At 56.3% G+C, this 15,768-nt stretch carries 18 protein-coding genes, 22 tRNA genes and 2 pseudogenes; 12 read left to right on the plus strand and 30 right to left on the minus strand.

All coding sequences use genetic code 11. From position 1 onward, the window contains the following. The 8 genes and pseudogenes from IQ254_RS10645 to IQ254_RS10675 all read left to right on the plus strand — a co-directional run. Positions 1–1,241: pseudogene (locus tag IQ254_RS10645) on the plus strand (hypothetical protein); the annotation flags it as partial. 3 nt (positions 1,242–1,244) lie between these two features. Beyond that, entirely contained in the window at positions 1,245–2,069 is an 825-nt protein-coding gene (locus IQ254_RS10650; protein ID WP_193966161.1) for a hypothetical protein, read from the plus strand. 131 nt (positions 2,070–2,200) lie between these two features. Beyond that, positions 2,201–2,755 (plus strand): hypothetical protein, encoded by a 555-nt coding sequence (locus IQ254_RS10655; RefSeq protein WP_193966162.1) that lies wholly within the window; start codon positions 2,201–2,203, stop codon positions 2,753–2,755. 2 nt (positions 2,756–2,757) lie between these two features. Continuing rightward, positions 2,758–3,057 carry a hypothetical protein gene (locus IQ254_RS10660; protein ID WP_193966163.1) on the plus strand — a complete coding sequence of 100 codons (300 nt, stop codon included), beginning with the start codon at positions 2,758–2,760 and terminating at the stop codon, positions 3,055–3,057. A 9-nt stretch (positions 3,058–3,066) separates the two neighbouring features. Then, positions 3,067–3,192 carry a hypothetical protein gene (locus IQ254_RS32060; protein ID WP_255526994.1) on the plus strand — a complete coding sequence of 42 codons (126 nt, stop codon included), beginning with the start codon at positions 3,067–3,069 and terminating at the stop codon, positions 3,190–3,192. Positions 3,193–3,194: 2 nt separating this feature from the next. Next, entirely contained in the window at positions 3,195–3,560 is a 366-nt protein-coding gene (locus IQ254_RS10665) for a hypothetical protein (protein ID WP_193966164.1), read from the plus strand. Beyond that, the gene (locus tag IQ254_RS10670; protein WP_193966165.1) at positions 3,550–3,714 is read left to right on the plus strand and encodes a hypothetical protein; all 165 of its coding nucleotides are present in this window, start codon (positions 3,550–3,552) and stop codon (positions 3,712–3,714) included. Before IQ254_RS10665 ends, IQ254_RS10670 begins: the two co-directional genes overlap by 11 nt. Then, entirely contained in the window at positions 3,704–4,021 is a 318-nt protein-coding gene (locus tag IQ254_RS10675; protein WP_193966166.1) for a hypothetical protein, read from the plus strand. Before IQ254_RS10670 ends, IQ254_RS10675 begins: the two co-directional genes overlap by 11 nt. A gap of 156 nt (positions 4,022–4,177) precedes the next feature. On the opposite strand, the gene IQ254_RS10680 is transcribed toward IQ254_RS10675, so the two are convergent. From IQ254_RS10680 to IQ254_RS10690, 3 genes are all read right to left on the minus strand, one after another. Beyond that, entirely contained in the window at positions 4,178–5,143 is a 966-nt protein-coding gene (locus tag IQ254_RS10680) for a hypothetical protein (protein WP_193966167.1), read from the minus strand. Beyond that, on the minus strand, positions 5,140–5,367 hold the full coding sequence (locus IQ254_RS10685) for a hypothetical protein (RefSeq protein ID WP_193966168.1): 228 nt from the start codon (positions 5,365–5,367) through the stop codon (positions 5,140–5,142). Before IQ254_RS10685 ends, IQ254_RS10680 begins: the two co-directional genes overlap by 4 nt. A 300-nt stretch (positions 5,368–5,667) precedes the next feature. Next, positions 5,668–5,838, minus strand: a complete 171-nt coding sequence (locus tag IQ254_RS10690) for a hypothetical protein (RefSeq protein WP_193966169.1) — start codon at positions 5,836–5,838, stop codon at positions 5,668–5,670. A 932-nt stretch (positions 5,839–6,770) separates the two neighbouring features. On the opposite strand from IQ254_RS10690, the gene IQ254_RS10695 reads away from it, so the two are divergent. From IQ254_RS10695 to IQ254_RS10710, 4 genes are all read left to right on the plus strand, one after another. After that, complete coding sequence (locus tag IQ254_RS10695) at positions 6,771–7,007, plus strand: hypothetical protein (RefSeq protein ID WP_193966170.1); 237 nt, start codon at positions 6,771–6,773, stop codon at positions 7,005–7,007. Next, positions 7,000–7,632 carry a hypothetical protein gene (locus tag IQ254_RS10700; RefSeq protein ID WP_193966171.1) on the plus strand — a complete coding sequence of 211 codons (633 nt, stop codon included), beginning with the start codon at positions 7,000–7,002 and terminating at the stop codon, positions 7,630–7,632. Before IQ254_RS10695 ends, IQ254_RS10700 begins: the two co-directional genes overlap by 8 nt. Next, entirely contained in the window at positions 7,619–7,912 is a 294-nt protein-coding gene (locus tag IQ254_RS10705) for a hypothetical protein (RefSeq protein ID WP_193966172.1), read from the plus strand. The genes IQ254_RS10700 and IQ254_RS10705 overlap by 14 nt, the downstream gene beginning before the upstream one ends. Before the next feature lie 278 nt (positions 7,913–8,190). Continuing rightward, positions 8,191–9,387 carry a transposase gene (locus IQ254_RS10710; protein WP_193966173.1) on the plus strand — a complete coding sequence of 399 codons (1,197 nt, stop codon included), beginning with the start codon at positions 8,191–8,193 and terminating at the stop codon, positions 9,385–9,387. 249 nt (positions 9,388–9,636) lie between these two features. On the opposite strand, the gene IQ254_RS10715 is transcribed toward IQ254_RS10710, so the two are convergent. The 27 genes and pseudogenes from IQ254_RS10715 to IQ254_RS10845 form a co-directional block, all read right to left on the minus strand. Further along, entirely contained in the window at positions 9,637–9,906 is a 270-nt protein-coding gene (locus tag IQ254_RS10715) for a hypothetical protein (RefSeq protein ID WP_193966174.1), read from the minus strand. Further along, positions 9,891–11,072, minus strand: a complete 1,182-nt coding sequence (locus IQ254_RS10720; protein WP_193966175.1) for an RtcB family protein — start codon at positions 11,070–11,072, stop codon at positions 9,891–9,893. The genes IQ254_RS10715 and IQ254_RS10720 overlap by 16 nt, the downstream gene beginning before the upstream one ends. A gap of 358 nt (positions 11,073–11,430) precedes the next feature. Further along, entirely contained in the window at positions 11,431–11,889 is a 459-nt protein-coding gene (locus IQ254_RS10725; protein ID WP_193966176.1) for a DIP1984 family protein, read from the minus strand. 132 nt (positions 11,890–12,021) lie between these two features. Further along, positions 12,022–12,105, minus strand: a pseudogene (locus tag IQ254_RS33540) (hypothetical protein); the annotation flags it as partial. 156 nt (positions 12,106–12,261) lie between these two features. Then, on the minus strand, positions 12,262–12,984 hold the full coding sequence (locus tag IQ254_RS10735) for a hypothetical protein (protein ID WP_193966177.1): 723 nt from the start codon (positions 12,982–12,984) through the stop codon (positions 12,262–12,264). Positions 12,985–13,232: 248 nt separating this feature from the next. Then, a tRNA-Ala gene (locus IQ254_RS10740) sits at positions 13,233–13,332 on the minus strand. Between the two features lie 6 nt (positions 13,333–13,338). Next, a tRNA-Arg gene (locus IQ254_RS10745) sits at positions 13,339–13,411 on the minus strand. A gap of 5 nt (positions 13,412–13,416) precedes the next feature. Further along, a tRNA-Thr gene (locus tag IQ254_RS10750) sits at positions 13,417–13,514 on the minus strand. Positions 13,515–13,521: 7 nt separating this feature from the next. Then, positions 13,522–13,599 (minus strand) — tRNA-Met (locus IQ254_RS10755). Between the two features lies 1 nt (position 13,600). After that, positions 13,601–13,674: transfer RNA gene (locus IQ254_RS10760), tRNA-Leu, on the minus strand. Between the two features lie 71 nt (positions 13,675–13,745). Then, a tRNA-Lys gene (locus tag IQ254_RS10765) sits at positions 13,746–13,818 on the minus strand. Between the two features lie 85 nt (positions 13,819–13,903). After that, positions 13,904–13,975, minus strand: a tRNA-Lys gene (locus tag IQ254_RS10770). 4 nt (positions 13,976–13,979) lie between these two features. Beyond that, a tRNA-Ile gene (locus tag IQ254_RS10775) sits at positions 13,980–14,080 on the minus strand. A 6-nt stretch (positions 14,081–14,086) separates the two neighbouring features. Further along, positions 14,087–14,162: transfer RNA gene (locus tag IQ254_RS10780), tRNA-Pro, on the minus strand. 5 nt (positions 14,163–14,167) lie between these two features. Further along, positions 14,168–14,242: transfer RNA gene (locus IQ254_RS10785), tRNA-Leu, on the minus strand. Positions 14,243–14,295: 53 nt separating this feature from the next. Continuing rightward, a tRNA-Gln gene (locus IQ254_RS10790) sits at positions 14,296–14,369 on the minus strand. Positions 14,370–14,374: 5 nt separating this feature from the next. Beyond that, positions 14,375–14,451, minus strand: a tRNA-Gln gene (locus IQ254_RS10795). 5 nt (positions 14,452–14,456) lie between these two features. Next, positions 14,457–14,531: transfer RNA gene (locus IQ254_RS10800), tRNA-Asn, on the minus strand. Further along, positions 14,532–14,604, minus strand: a tRNA-Phe gene (locus IQ254_RS10805). A 4-nt stretch (positions 14,605–14,608) separates the two neighbouring features. After that, positions 14,609–14,718 (minus strand) — tRNA-OTHER (locus IQ254_RS10810). A 5-nt stretch (positions 14,719–14,723) separates the two neighbouring features. Then, a tRNA-Arg gene (locus IQ254_RS10815) sits at positions 14,724–14,825 on the minus strand. Positions 14,826–14,967: 142 nt separating this feature from the next. Beyond that, positions 14,968–15,052: transfer RNA gene (locus tag IQ254_RS10820), tRNA-Tyr, on the minus strand. 36 nt (positions 15,053–15,088) lie between these two features. Beyond that, positions 15,089–15,165 (minus strand) — tRNA-Glu (locus IQ254_RS10825). A gap of 32 nt (positions 15,166–15,197) precedes the next feature. Next, positions 15,198–15,292: transfer RNA gene (locus IQ254_RS10830), tRNA-Trp, on the minus strand. A gap of 4 nt (positions 15,293–15,296) precedes the next feature. Then, a tRNA-Met gene (locus tag IQ254_RS10835) sits at positions 15,297–15,372 on the minus strand. 6 nt (positions 15,373–15,378) lie between these two features. Continuing rightward, positions 15,379–15,454 (minus strand) — tRNA-Cys (locus IQ254_RS10840). A gap of 91 nt (positions 15,455–15,545) precedes the next feature. Further along, a tRNA-Arg gene (locus IQ254_RS10845) sits at positions 15,546–15,618 on the minus strand. Positions 15,619–15,768: the final 150 nt, after the last annotated feature.

A 15,768-nucleotide genomic window follows, 5' to 3' on the forward strand; every position in this document is an offset into this window, starting at 1 on the left:
CCCCAAGCCCCACCAGCGATCGCCGCCCAACCCTGCAGCCCGGCGAATCGGTCATGCTCTCCGGTGGCACCGTGGTGACCGGCACCGAAACCGGTTATACCGTCAGCTCACCACTTGATAGCCCAAGTGTCGTTAAGCTCCCCAACGGCCAATACCACCGACCCGGGGATACGTCCACAGTCACGGACGAAGAAACCGCTAGTTTCCCCTGGTGGGCCGTACCATTCTTGGCCGTGCCTGCTGGCCAGCTCGCCATAGGCGACCCGGCCACACCGGCTCAGTTCACCAAAGCGCCCCCCGCCGCACCCGTAACCCCTATCCCCAGCCCACCGGAAACCGGCTGCCGCTGCAACGCCCCGCTCTTGGCTGGCCAGTCGGCTCAGGCTGCCGAGCTGGGCGCTATCAAATCGAAGCTGGCCCGGATCGAAACCAACCAGACTGGCCCCCAGGGTTTTGGCGGACTCTATGCTCTGCTGATTGAACTCAGAACCAAGTTAGGGGCCGTCAACGACTTCATGAAGAAGGCTTGGGAAACGACCCGCATGCAAAAAGTACTCGATGTGCTGACCTTTATCGGCGTCATGCACAATGTTTCTATGCTGTCTAGGGACATCGGCGAGACGTTTTTCTACGTCGTTGGCCAGGCCTTAAACATTGTTGGCATTGACGACGAAGAAGGTAATCAGCTCGACATTCAGAGCATTGTTAGCGGCTCGGTTTATAGCTTTCTAACCAACGTTTTTGGGGAAGCCTTTGTCGAAGGTGCGATCGATAGCTATCGCAAAGCAAATCGTATTGTGCAGAGCGCGTCTATGGTGGTTTGGACAATCAGAAGCCTTCAGGACACCTCCCTTGACCTGATGGAATGGATCGCCGAGAACACGGGCAAAATCGGCAATGCTCTAAAGCGGTTCGGCGTCGTGGGCGATCGCGCTTACCCCTGGATGGCAGAGCAGGCACAGGCTCGCGATCGCAACCGCGCCAGGTTCTCCAAAATCACTGACGCCCTAGAAAACACCGAAGATCGCCTATCGGCGTACTCCGTTGCAACTTCCAACGTCTTGGAAATTCAGGAAGAAACTGCCGAGCTAGGCGAGAACTGGCAAGCGTTCAAATCATCCTTAAACGACATCCCCGACCCCTGGTTTAGCAATCAGCCGGTACAGGATGCGATCGCCACTGAAACTGCCGCCAGCGTCTCACCCTCGATCACCTCGACCGATGCCGACAAGGTTAATTAAGCTATGGCCCTACCCCCCGAGTTCTCAGAACAAGAGCACCTTCAAGACGCAATTCGCCGCTGGATGAATCGTGAAATTCGCGACTATTTTTCAGATTTAGGCGGTGAGGAATGGGACGAAGACATTACCACGCCCAGGGCTTCTCTGCGCGTGGCTTGTACTCATAAAGACGCTGATTCCCTCCTGATGACCTCTCTAAGGTGGGATCTATTCGAGCGCGTTCGCCTCCAACGCCTGCAAATTCCCATCACCGGTATACCCGCCGGTGACACCCACGAAACCCGCAAATTCCGGCCCCAAATCTTTCTGTACTTTCAAGAGGATTTAGCCGACGTAGAGCCCGGCTATGACCCGATCACAGGGCGTATAACCTTCCGCCTAATGCAGTACTCCTATGACCAAATTACCCCGGCGATCGCCCAGACCCTAGCCCAGCGGGTAAAGGTTAACTTTGCCGTCGGCGCTGGCTACATCTGGCGTAAGGGCAAAGTTATGGTCAGCTATACCGACAAAAACAAGGGCTATCAACTTCAATTGCTCTGCCGTTCAGAGGCTGCCGGTATTCAGCTCATCAACCAGGTGCTCGACATCAATAACGACGCCCCCGACCTGAGTAAATGCAACGTCAGCGAGAACCAGCTTGAGGCCGTAGCTTACCCCGTCATTCCGCCTAATGACTATATCTACGGTGACACTCGACGACTGCCCCGCCGCCGCCCGGTCGGTGACGTGCGGTTCCAATACGCCCTGTTGCATGTGTGGGGGTTGACGCAACCGATCGCCCTGGTAGACCGCACTGGCCTGTGGCCCTCTGCCCTAGCCGCTTAGCGTCTGTCCTGTTTGGCCGCTTGTTTTTAGCGAGTATTAAAAATTTGCCAGAACGTCTATGACGTTTGCCCCTGAATTTATCCGGCTAGAAAGGGGTAAACAGGATGCAACAGTCGTTATGGGTAATAACCATGGGTAATCGCTATTCAGACATCAAACGCGCTGCAAGACTTCAAACCGGCCTTAACAACTACATCAACCATTTGCAGACCCTCGGCACCCGGCCCAGCCGAATCGGTACTCAGGGCGCACGTAATCTAGATGTGACTCTCTATTTCCAGCCATTCACCGCCAGCGTTGCCACCGATGAGTACGTTGCCGGCCGCTGCACCACTGCCAGTGATACCAAATTGCGCGCCATTGTTAACGGGGCTGATGATGCGGCCGTCACCAATACCCTAGGGGCCAACACCCTAATCAACCTACCTAAATTCCGGGGCGCTCGCGTGGTCTACTTTGAGAACGCAACTCGCTCCGTTAACGTCGAAACCTCTGATGTGACCGGATTGCAGTACCTCAAGTACGCCGGTGAGCGGTTCTCTATCCCCTTCGGGGCTCAGACTGCAACAGCCGACCAGCAAGATGCTTTCCTATCGGCAAAAGCGGCCATTCTGGCCGCCAACGCTTCTGCCGCCGTTAAGCGGGTCTCCCTCTCTCGTGAATTTATTGGTGTAGAGCCCGCGTAACCATGGCTGACGCCCTATCCCCGCTCGATCCCTTCTTGACCGCCCTACGGGCTGATCCAGACTTCAACCGTTCAGACGAACGCAATGAGCTGGAATCAGCCCTAGTGCGCGATGCCTTGATTACCGACCTAATTACCGGCCAGGGCTATCTCGACACCACCCTAGACTGTCTGGCTGAGCAGGGCATTGACCCTGACGCCTGGCTCGGGGCCGTGGTCAATAACATCGAGCATGTAATCGACGCGGGGGTAAGGTTTGACCGTCATGAGACCGGCCTATTTTTGCCCGCTGTAATCCACTAAGCAACCTTTATGTCTGAATCCGCCGCCGAAATCCTAAAACGCCTCAAGCCCCGCCGCCGCCGCGTCACCGTGATCGGCACCAGGGCCAGGGCTACCAAAACCAAGACTCCGGCCAAGCCCAAAGCTGACGCTTAATTATGGGCTGGTCTACCCTAGGCACCCTAACCCCTGCCCTGGATAACTGGCGAACCCTAAACGCTCCCGCCGCCGGTGAGCTGTTTAGGATCAGCCAGTCTTGGTCTGGGGAATGGCCGGGCACCGGATTTATTCAGCTCCGGCTGCTCTACGCCAACAATGAATTTTACGAAGACAGCTATTTTGAAACCCGCCGCATCTACCCCACCACTGACGAACGGCTTCTCTATCTTCCTTTCAACCCGGTCTTTGCCAGCGCTGGTTACACCGTGCGCTACTTTCAAGCCCGGCTGAGCTTCCGCGCCCGGGTATTTGAATCGGCTAACTGGCAAGTCGCCCTAGACGAGTTTCTACCCGATGCCCCTTAGCCTTTTACCTACTTTCTGTATCGCCGTCCTGGTGACCGTGCTGACGATCGTCAGCCTGGCCTACGGCAAAAGCGATCGCGACGAATTCCCCGGTCGCCGCCAGGGCGGCGGTGGCCACGCCTATAGTGATCAGGATGACCGCGATGCCGATTGAAGTTGCTATTCCTCTGATACTGTCGGTGGCCACCGCTGTGGTGGTGGCCCTACGCAAAGCCTTTGCCGACGTAACCAAGGCTATCTCGCTGCTAACGCTACTCCGTGAAGATGTGAAAATAGCGCTGGTCGGGATCGAAGCCCTGCGCATAGTCGATACCGACTACGACACTCGCGCCCGACTCATGGAGCAGCGCCTAGAAGATCTCGAACGCTACTTGCAGCTGGCCAGCGGAGGCCAGTACCCCCACCCCTTCCAACCAAGAGCTAATCGGAGTCCGGGTAAGCTTTCCGCACTAGAAGCCTAAGTGCCTCAGCGGGCAAATAAACCTCGACAGTCCCTTCGGTAAACGGTGGCGGCAAAATTGAGCAGCTAAACACCTCGGCCATACCTGTGGAGCTAACCATGAAGTTGATCACCCCCCGCCAGCCGCCGTATTCAGGCCAAGACTCAATTACCTCTATCAGCACCGCGCCCCTCGCCATTCGTCGATCATCTCAACTATCTCATTATGAGACTTGCCCTCGACGTGTAGCGCTAGGTAGACCCGACTAGCCCGGCTCGCCACCTTCTCTCTGGTGAGTAACCCACCCGGAATGTGGCGAGTACCCTCTATTTTGTGGCCCCGGCCCCAGCGGTAACGGTAGTATGTTCGGCCCTTGCTCTCGTATGGCCCGCATTCCTGCCACAGTTCGCCAGAACCGCGAGAATTAGTGCTGTCGGAATCGCCGTCAGAAGTTCTGCGATCGCCAGTGGCGATCGCAGAACCCTTGCTGTCGGAATCGCCAGAACCGCGAAAATTAGTGCTGTCGGAATCGCCGTCGAACGCTTCCTCTGGCACCGCCATGGCCGGAGGCCAGTCGTAGGGCTTCGCCACCGTGGCCCCCGGCTCCATCAGCCAGATCGAATCCTCAGTAGTACCGGAGTGGTACACCACCATTTCAGTCCCGGCGTAGTGAATGGTGGCCCCTGGTGCTGGCTTCGGTGCGCGATCGCGCACCGACTCTTTGAACCCCCGGTTAATGATCAGCGTGTCGCAAATCTCTTTGACCTGGCCCTCTACGATGACGACAGCCCGACAGATGGCCCGCTCCCGGTCAATGATGGTGAACGGCTGCCAGGCCGTAACACCGTAATAGGTGCGCTCTTTCCAAACCACCTGGCCCGGCGTAAACGGGCTTTCCTCCATGGCGGCGATCGCCTGCAAAATAGGTAAATCGTCCTGTGACAGTTCCGACCTGGTGGCCTGGGCCGCGGCTCCCCGCAGCTGCCCAGCGCCGGACGCTGTAACCCTTGATAAATCAACGTTCTTCTCTGTCGAAGGCAAAACGACCCCGTTGTGACAGTTGCCGCCGCACCCCACCTTGCAATACCACCCGGCGCGCTCATCGAGGGCGGGTGTTGCATTGGGGCAATCGGGCATGCTCATGGCTCCCCCTTCAACACAGCCTCAGTCAGCAAAACTAGAAAAAGCTCCCGGTGACGCTTAGGAAACCGTTGCAACTGTTTCCATACGTGGCGAAACATGAGTCGAAGCACGGCCTGCTCTTGGGCCTCACGGTCAAGGCCCAGCTCGGTCATGGTTTCAATGAAGTCATTGGCCAGGCGATCGGCCAGGCCATCGGTGAATAGGTCGGTCTGTCGGTTGGGCATGTTGAGCCTATTGAGTGCAAATTGATGAAATGAACTGGGAATTAATCGCAATGCAGGCCGTAGTCTACGGTTTCTGTACTTGGTGGCAGTTGCATGACAAGGCATATAGAGAGGGCAGGGTAAGTAGGCCGTTTTTTGGTGCTGCTCCGAAGCCAACGACCCGCCGCCGCTACCCTACTCCTCCACCACCCCGGCCCCGGCACACAGAACGGAGCAGTCGGCCTGGTGGTGTGTCTATCATCGGCGGCAATGCCATTTACCTCAGATCACCATTGCCCCCGCCGGAGCAGCCGCCCAGATTCAAAAAACCGACCAAAATTGAAACTGCCTCGGGCCTAGCCCCAAAAATTGAAATTGAGCCACCACCACCCCCAACCGCTGCGCCACCATCACCCCCAACCGCTGCACCGCCACCGCTACCACCGCCAACTGCTGCACCGCCACCACCGCCGCCCCCATCAACTCAATCAAAGCTCAATCCCGCCTACCTTATTCCGCTACCAAAAACTACACCAGTACGCCCGCCCATTGAGGTTCCGACAGCGCTGCTATTCACGCTAGACCGCTACACCGGCGATCGCGACATCTCTAACCGCCTGGTTCGATTCGTGGCTGAAACCAATCCATCCAGGGATGGTCGATGGTGCGCAGAAAAGGCATTATGGGACATCAAGCGCGATCGCTATTAACGAATAGCTCGCGAATCGTTAATAGGGCACAGGAAACGGGCCGATGTTATCGAAGTCAAAAACATGCCCCAGAGGTGCGATCGCACCTCTGGGGCTATTTAGTGTCAGTCCTGGTTCTCTTCGGAGGTCAGCAGGCCATCTGCCGCGATCGCCAGTAGTTCATCTAACTCTTCTTGCGCCTTTTGGGCCTCCTTTTCGTACCACTCGATACAGGCGTTCATTTCACCCAGCCGTTCTTCGGCGCGCTTAATCAGCCGGGTTAGGAGTTTCCCAATAAGAGCTCTGCATTGGCCGACGGAGTCTCCCCCCTCACCAGCTGTTCCACGAACTCCGAGTTTGACACGTTCAAAGCCTGCGCTTTCTCTCGCAGTATCTTGCCTGCCGTGGGGGTAAGCTTCAGCTCCACTCGACTGGTTTTCGCCTCCCCATATTTGGCGTGAGTTTCCTTGGGCATGACCATTACTCATTGTGACTGCCTCCATTGTACGGCTAAAGTATCATTCAAATTATACGGCTAATCTTGCTAATGATGATTATTAGCCGTACAATAATTTCGTGCGTCAGCTGGATACCCCGCCGGGGCATGCTTCCTTGCCCCGGCTTCTCTGGCCAGTCTGGGAAAGGCCCCCTGGTGCACCAGGTGGGAAGTAAACCGTTCAACTCGGTCACTGGCCACCCATCGTCTCACCGAGGGCGATCGCCCTCGAATGCCCTATGCCAAGCCAAAAAAATGGCCCCACCGTAGCGGAGCCTCAAGGAGTGCAAAATACTAGCCCTAGACTACCCCAGTTCCCCTACGTTGTTATGCACCGCGACCCGCGCACAAACGGCATGATGCCCGTTGCGATATTCCTTTACCGCGCCCACGCCGGTGCCTTTATGCGCGGCCTGGAAATCACCAACCCCGATGCCGTTGACCAATTCGAGCTAAGAGAGATTAACTATGACTAGACCCTACACCCTGCCCCCGTGGACAGCCGACGCTATCCGCGAACTAATCGACACGCTCAACTGTTTAAATAACGGCCTCTACGAATCGCCCTCCGACATGGCGGAATGCCTACACAGCACCGCCGAATCTATCCGCCTGGTGCTCGACCCGGCCGAATTTGAGCCCCAAACCGCCGATCTACTCAATGCGATCGCCGTGCTCTACCTGGCCCTGCAGCTGGCTGCTAATGAAGCTCACATTGCTAACGTAGACCCCATGTATTACGCCAACGAAGGCCACGCGGGCACCTTTGAGCGCTGGGCTAAGAATGCGATTGAAGCGGTTGAGGCTACCCCCGGCGATCAAACCAGAGATATGGTGGCCGGTACCCTGGTTCGACTCCGCCAACTCACCGCCGAGGTGGTGGGTGCGGCCCCCCATGCGGCGGTGTTCCCAGCCCTCGATCAACCGCCAGAACCCCCGTTCCCGTCTTGGATAGCTCCGGTAAAGCGGTCGGAGCCATCGCCCGCCATGCACTCCCTAGGCCGTGCCATGTTTGGCGATTGGTATCTGTCGCCCGACGATACCCCCACCGCTGCCGATCCCGTTGACCCCTACCCCACCGAACCCAATGAGCACTACTAACCGCCTACCGACTGAGGTTTTAGACTGCCTAGCTGCCCATCTGCTCGCCGTGGCCTGGCTAGCCGATGAGGTGCAAGACCTGGGCCCATGGACAGATCTAAGTCGTGACGACCTGATAGCCGAAGCCCGCAAGCAAGGTTTCTACCGTTATCGCAATACTCCGCCGCAGGGCATTGCGGCGATCGCTGCCCAGGCGCTGACCGACTACGCCGCGATCGCCGCTCTCGACGACGACAAAAACGCCCTCGACGACGACAAAAACACGCCTGATGAGTCCTGATAGGACGAAACACCGACCCCGCCGGGCCGGTGTCGCGGGTTAGCTTGCACGGGTAGAGGGGCCGCAATCCCTCTACTCTCTAAACCGCCTTTGGGCCGGAGTTTTATAAATGTTGCTGTCTTATCGGCTACGGAACGTTGCTACACGGCCCTTAGCCCTGCGCTCATTTAACGTTGCTACACGGCCCCTTGTAAGGGACTACGGATCTAAGAATGACGTGCTAGACAGTGCCGTGCATCGGCCTGGAGCTTTTGGAACAACGATCTAAGTAAGGCCCCATGACCAAAATAATCGGAATAGAAGTCGGCAAGACTTCTATCGTTTGCTGTTGTCTAGACTCTGATAACCTACCTAAAAACTATCCAGAATTCGCCCGTTCTTATACACCACAGACCCTTTTACCTAACCTCATCGGTGCCCAAACACTGCTGGAGCTGGGCGAAGTGTTTGTGATAGAACCCACCGGCGACTACTCAAAAATCTGGATTGACCTGCTCAAGGCAAACGAACGCTGTGTACTCAGAGTTAACCCCAAGCGGGTTAAAGCTCTGAAGGAATATCACGGCGTCATGTCAAAAACAGACCGTTACGACGGCGCTTTTTTGGCCCTCTATGGCGCTGAAAACCTCGACAACCCCACCGCTTTTCTGAGTGACTATGCCGAAGAACTGCGCGAATCTCTACTTCAACATACCTTCCTATCGCGCATGACCGGTAACCACCAGCGCCGCCTGTGGCAGCTGCTCTCAAGGGAGTGGCCAGAGGTGTGCCGTAGCCGCAGCGGCGGCAAGCCCCGCCAGGTGCGCGAATTTCTGGAGCCTACCCCGCCGGGCCTGTGGCGGTTCATCGCTGGTGAGGACTACCAGCAGGCCGCAACCCGTCAACGCTCCCTAGATGAGTCGATCGGCTCCGGTCTGAGTGAGCTATCTAAAACCCTGGCAACTCAGGTGTGTGAGCTTGAGCGCAAGCAATACGACATGGAGCAACGGATACAGGCCTTGGCGTCTGCCTCAGAGTTTGCGCCCTACCATGCCGTTTTTGACCTATTCGGGTTCGGCCCTCTCACCCGAGCTTCAATCCTCAGTCGGATCTATCCGTATCAGCAGTTCATGGGCCCTGACGGCAAACCGATTAAAATCCGGGTGCCCTCGGTGAAGGGTAACCACACCAACCGCCGGAATAAATCGCTCGGAGCATTCCGGCTCAGCCTGGGCAATGGCACTAAGACCTACCAATCGGGGCAGCTGGCCACCGAACGCGCCGCCGGGCCAAAGTACGCCCGTGTGGCCCTCTACCTGCATGTGCGCTCTCAAGTAGTGCTCCGGGGCAATGCTCCGGGCCTGGCCCCTAAATACCTAGCCAAGCATAGGGATTTCTATCAGGCCTTGCCACCCATGCCCCACACCAAGGCTGTCTCTAAGGTTATCTCTCACGTCGTTAAAGACCTCTACCGTGAGCTGCTGGCCACCCTGTAACCAGCCGCCGCCCGACTACCAAACGCGCCGCCGGAGCACTCCGGCGGCGCGTTTGGTTTATAAATGCTCCTTCACTCCGTAGCACCCTGCGATCGTTTGGTGGGGTAAACGATTCCGCTTAGGTGCTCCGTCGTTACGGAACATTTATAAACACTCGTCCAGATTTAGCCACACCCGAGGTTTGGGCAGATAGTCAAGTCGCCTGAACGGCGACGAACCCATAAGCCTGCAAGGATGGCGAGACTCTGATTATAGTACTAAAATACTGATTTGGCCATTGGTTCGCCGAGACGTTATTAGCCGGGTGAAACCCCACCGGTTATTCCCACCGCCCTGGGAATAACCGGTGAAAAAGACTTCACATCCGAGCTGACGAAGGCAGCCGATCGGGCCTGATATCTGGCGACAGCTGAGGACCGCCACGGCTTCGAGGTATTGCTGGATTGGGCCAAAACCGGCTCCGGTGAGGCGGCGGCGCGATCGCGCCGCCGCCTCACCAGCCATTACCCTTTGACGCACATCACCTGCTTGAGAGTAGCAACGACCTCCACCAGGTCGGCCTGGTTGGCCATCACCTGCTCAATCGGCTTGTACGCCCCCGGAATTTCATCCAGCACGCCCGCATCCTTGCGGCACTCCACGCCCTCGGTTTGCTGGACGAGATCATCCAGCGTAAAGGTGCGCTTAGCCTGACTGCGAGACATCTGCCGCCCCGCCCCGTGGGAGCACGAGCAGAACGCATCGGCACAGCCCTTGCCCTTCACAATGAAGGACTTCGCCCCCATGGAACCGGGGATGATGCCATAGTCGGTTGCCTGCGATCGCACCGCACCTTTGCGAGTGACGTACACCGCTTCATCGAAATGCACCTCTCGCTCGGCGTAGTTGTGGTGGCAGTTGACCTGTAGCTCGGGCTTAAAGGGCTTGCCCCCGGCCAGATGGATTTCTACCACCCGCTTGAAGCGGGCCATCATCACCTCCCGGTTGCGCAGGGCGTAGTTTTGCGCCCACTGCAGATCGCGCCAGTAGGCCTCGAACTCCGGCGTACCCTGCACAAAATAGGACAGGTCAGGATCGGGCAGCTTCAGCCCGGCCAGCTTGGCCAGGTCTTTGGCGGTCTCGATATGGCGCTGAGCCAGCATGTTGCCGATGTTGCGGCTGCCGGAGTGCAGCATCAGCCACACCTGCCCAGCCTCATCCAGACACAGCTCAATAAAGTGGTTGCCGCCGCCGAGGCTACCCATCTGCTTTTGGGCCTTGCCTTCCAGATGCTGCACCTTGGGATGCAGCGCTTTGAAGGTGCTCCAGCCCTGCCAGTTGGTCACGTCTTTGCCGACCTCCTTGTTGTAGTCGAAGCCTACCGGAATCAGCTTTTCTACCTCAGCGCGAATCTGCTTGAGCTTGCCCTCCAGCTGGTCGGCCTGGTACGGGGTCTTGACGGCGCACATGCCGCAGCCAATATCCACCCCCACCGCCGCCGGAATGATCGCCGCTTTAGTGGCAATCACCGAGCCCACCAGCGCCCCTTTGCCCAGGTGAACATCGGGCATCAAGGCCACATGCTTGTGAACAAAGGGTAAGGAGGCCACGTTTTTGGCCATTTTGGTCTCTTGGGGACCTAACTCATGCCCGGCCCAAGACAGAACGGGCACCGATGTTGATAACTTCAATGGTTGATAAGGCATGGTTTTACATCCTTGGCGTTACAGATTGGATGGCGGCACCCCTGGCGATCGCTACCCGTAGCCTTGTGAATGAGCGACTGACCCAATGCGGGTCAGATTTCCCCTTACCCAAACCCTCACTTATCCGATGAATCAGTACGCGGTAGTAACCAGTTACAATACCCAATACCCCTGTCACAATGCTGGGCATACGCTGTAAGTGGGATTCGAACCCGCACTGCCCTAGGTGCTTCCAGGTGATCGGTTTGCAGCCGATAAAATCCAACTTCAATCCAGTTGGCGGATTCGTACTCGCCTTTACCGAATAAGCTACCCACTCATTCATGGTGCGGGCAGCACTATGACTGCCCCAGTTTGTTTAGCTTTCAATCAGATCAGTGGCCCAGTTGAGGGCTTGAATCTGAGCATCTAGCTCACGGTAATCCCGCGATAGCTGGTCGATGGTTTGCTGCAGCTCAGCCACATTGACCGTGCTGACAAAACGCAGTTCCGATCGCATGTATCGATCCTGCGAAATTGTCGCAGCATTGATCAAACCCTCGTAGCTGCCCCGCTTCAGACGGAGCACATCCCGCGTAGCCAGAGCATCCGACAGCATGGCTTCCTGAAACGGCGTGATCGAGTTGGTGTGATTGATCTGTTGAATCAGTCGCACCAGTTCACGGGTGGTCGCCTCTAGTTCCGCCAGGAGTTCCTGGGGGTCTTCGGGCGGCTGCTCACCCTCTTGGACGCGGGCGCTCCGCGTTAGCCGCTGCCGCAGCTGGGCCACATGCTTCTGCGCGTCGGCCCGCAAAATCAAAGCTTCTGCTAGTTTCATCAGAACCACCTCCTCATATCGTAAATAGTTTGTCAGCCCCCCATCGCCACAATCAGGGCCTAAAAGTAGTGGCTGCGTAGGCTGCCGTCGTAGCGGCCACTGTTGCGACAGCAGCGCTTGAAAGCGACGCCCCGAACCGCAAGGACACAGGTCGTTGTTACCGAGTTTTTCGTGCAGTTCTTTGTCGCCGTGGACGAGGCGGTGTCCCCGTTTCACGGCGGTTTCAGATGGGTAGCCCCGACGACGTTTGCTAGAGGGCTCAAAAGCTAGAACTGCCAGCTTCCTCAAAGTCGTCCAAGAGCGCGTCGAGATCGTCGTTTTGCCTGGGGTTAAAGCGTTTCATGGGTCTCACCTCCAAGTGGAAAACTAAGCTTAAGAAAGCTGCTGGCGAATCAGGCGCAGCGTTTTCTTGTTGCACTGCCGCTTGCTAACGGCGTAGATGCGATCGCCCTGAAAGATAATCGCCTGCTGCCAGGTGATTTCGCCCTGCAAGATATCGGTCACAGTCTCGGCTCCATTTACTGGAAAGTCGGCGAACGTGACGAGATACCAAATCTCATCCAGCTGGCGATATTGATGGTGGCGATCGATCACAATGCGATCGCGCTCCTGCTTCCGATCTTTTTGCTTGCGCGGCACTTTTTGAACCACACACAACAGACCTGTTTCAGGATGGACGTAAAAGCGATCGCGATAGTGGCTCTCCAGTGGCTTAAACCCGCCCCACTCAGGCTTGCAGTAGAGCACACCGTCGATCATCTCCACATAGCGCTCAACATAATCCCACACGTGACTAAGGATATGCTGACCCGCCAGTGTGCTGGTATCTAGCCGTCGGCAAAGCTTGCTATAAACGGCATTCCAGGGTTGGCCGACCTGCGATCGCAACCAGCGCCGCAGCGGCCCCAGATGATCTGAAAAATACTTGGTCTTTTGCCAGGGCTTAATCAGATAGGGGCTGAGCAAACCATCTTCGCTTGCCACTTTCGTCAATTGGCATAAACGTTTCTTCCCTCCTTTTAACTTGCGAGAACTCATCCTCATGCCACGGCGAGGACGTTCAATGACAATTTCAGCTAAACGATGCTCACTCATAGATTGAACTGTGAATAAAGTTAGACTGCGATCATTGGTTGTTGATAGTTAAACGTCATTGAACTCACCTCCATCGGGGAATTTAGAACAACAAAAACTAACCCAAACGCCAAAAACATTTGGGGTGACTGACGAGAGTCGTTCGCGAAGCGTCTCCCTGGGGAGAAACTCGCTAACACTGGTGTCACAAACCAGCCCCTCCATCACTTCGGGTAGCCCCTCTGGGGCGGCTTCGCCAACAGTCACAGTGGATCTGGTGGGGGGCGTTCGCGCTAGCGTTCCCGCTAGGGAATACCCACAGCCTCCTGTGTGCAAAACAGGCGCTCTCCCAGTTAGAGCTACAGACCCAAGCAGCAGGCGTGGTAGGGATCGAACCTACACAGGTCGATTTAGAAGATCGATGCCCATTCCATTAGGCGACACGCCCACATTTGGTAGTCCTGGCAGGAGTCGTTCGCGAAGCGTCTCCCGGAGGGAGAAACCTGCAACCGACTGTTTACAAAACAGTTGCTCTACCGTTGAGCCACACCAGCTTGTTGGTAGCGGAGGTGGGATTCGAACCCACTACGTGAAGGCTTATGAAACCTCAGAGCGCACCATAGCTCCATCTCCGCGATACCCCTGACAGGAGTCGAACCTGCATCTGTCCCGGTTTAAGCGGGATACGTCTGCCAATTGCGTCACAGGGGCAAAAGGGTGGATGAGTAACTGAGTAAGTAGGTTGTTTTCCCATCCACTCGTCTACCCATCTACACCTTAAGTGGGCTGTGTAGGGTTCGAACCTACGCACTTCCGCTTAAGAGGCGGCTGCTCTACCAACTGAGCTAACAACCCAAAAGGAGAGAAATTTTGGATTTTGGATTGCCGATTTTGGATTTTCTCCCAATTCAAAATCCAAAATCCGAAATCTAAAATCCAGTGGGTCGCCCAGGGGTCGAACCTGGATCTCTCCGCTTAAAAGGCGGCTGCATATCCGCTCTGCCAACGACCCAAGTTGGTACACCGGGCAGGAATCGTTCGCGCAGCGTCTCCATCAGGAGAAACCTGCTACAACACACTAATCAGGTGCGCGCGTCACCACTTCCGCCTCCGGTGTATGAAATGGTCGGGATGGTAGGATTTGAACCCACGACTCCTTGGTCCCAAACCAAGGCTTCTGACCACTGAATTACATCCCGACGAGTGCTCCCGGTAGGAGTTGAACCTACACATGAACTGTTTCTAAGACAGTCGCCTCTGCCAGTTGGGCTACGGGAGCGTAAACAGGAGGATAGGGCGATCGCTCAAGTAAGCAACGCCCATGCCCCCCGACTGGGAAGGAAGGAATCGAACCCTCAAACACCTGATTCAAAGTCAGGTCGCTTTTCCTGTTTGCGTACTTCCCAACGCATGGATGCCGAGGCTGGATTTGAACCAGCATCTCTGTGATTCAGAGTCACAGCGACTTTCCAAGTCGTCCACTCGGCAATGAATGGCTGCCCCAGTAGGACTTGAACCTACAACCGTGCGGTTAACAGCCGCCAGCTCCACCATTGAGCTATGGGGCATGGGAAGTGACGGAATCGAACCGTCTTCTCACCGTCTTCAGCGGCACGTGAGCACCAGCTTCACCAACTTCCCGTTTTGGCGGAGGATAGAGGAATCGTTCGCGGAGCGTTTCCGAAGGAAACACCCCTAGCCCAAGGACTACCCTGGTTTTCAAGACCAGTTGCCGACCATTCAGCGGTATCCTCCAAAGGTGGCGAGAACGGAGGGTTTCGTTCGCGTCAGCGTCTCCGAAGGAGAAACCCCCACTCTTCGGTTTCGTAGACCGATGTGTTATCCAGTTACACCACGTTCTCAAGAGCGGAGCGAACAGGAGCTGTTTTGCTCCGCAACGCTGGCGCGAACGCGCAGCGTCTCCGAAAGGAGATACCTGTAGTGGGAATCCCACGACTGTTTAGCAAACAGCTTGCTTTACCGATGGCGATCGCTCCAAAACTTTGGTAGGTCGGGCTGGACTTGAACCAGCAATGCAATAAGCGGCGGTTTTACAGACCGTTGCCCCCACCGGTAGGCGAGCCGACCTATGTTGTTGAAATCGTGACTCACAGCATGAGTCGTTTGGCAGTGCCGACGGGAGTTGAACCCGCAAACATCGACTTGAAAGATCGACGGCTTTACCGATTTGCCTACGGCACCAGGAAATTTCTACGCCGCGGCAGACGTAGAAACGCACAGACCAGGATTCGTTCGCGGAGCGTTTCCGGAGGAAATACCTGGAACAACGGTTTTGGAGACCGTGATGTTACCGTTACACCATCTGTGCTAGTTGGTCGCAGCGGCGGGAGTTGCACCCGCAACAACCAGGGTATGAACCTGGGGCTTTGCTGGTTAAGCTACGCTGCCAAAAAGTGGACTCCAGGGCGGGAGTTGCACCCGCAATTTCCGGTTTTGCAGACCAGCGCCTTGCTAATTTGGCTACCTGGAGATTTGGTGGAGACGTGGAGGATTGAACTCCAGTCCTGCAACCGTCCGTTTGTTGGTTTCGGAGCAGTCAACACCAGTCGCGTCCCCACGGACGAAGATGACAGGATTTGAACCTGTGGCTCCTGCCTCGGAAACGGGCGCTCTTTCCAACTGAGCTACATCCTCAATGTGGAAGCCTCGACGGGAGCTGCACCCGCTTCTCTATGACTGAGAATCACAGCGACTTATCTGATCGTCCACGAGGCTATCAATAGCGGTGGTGGGACTCGAACCCACGAGTACTCCGGTGCCTTAAAACGCGCTTCCCCAACTCAC

It is taken from the genome of Nodosilinea sp. LEGE 07088, assembly GCF_015207395.1.
Lineage (GTDB): Bacteria > Cyanobacteriota > Cyanobacteriia > Phormidesmidales > Phormidesmidaceae > Nodosilinea.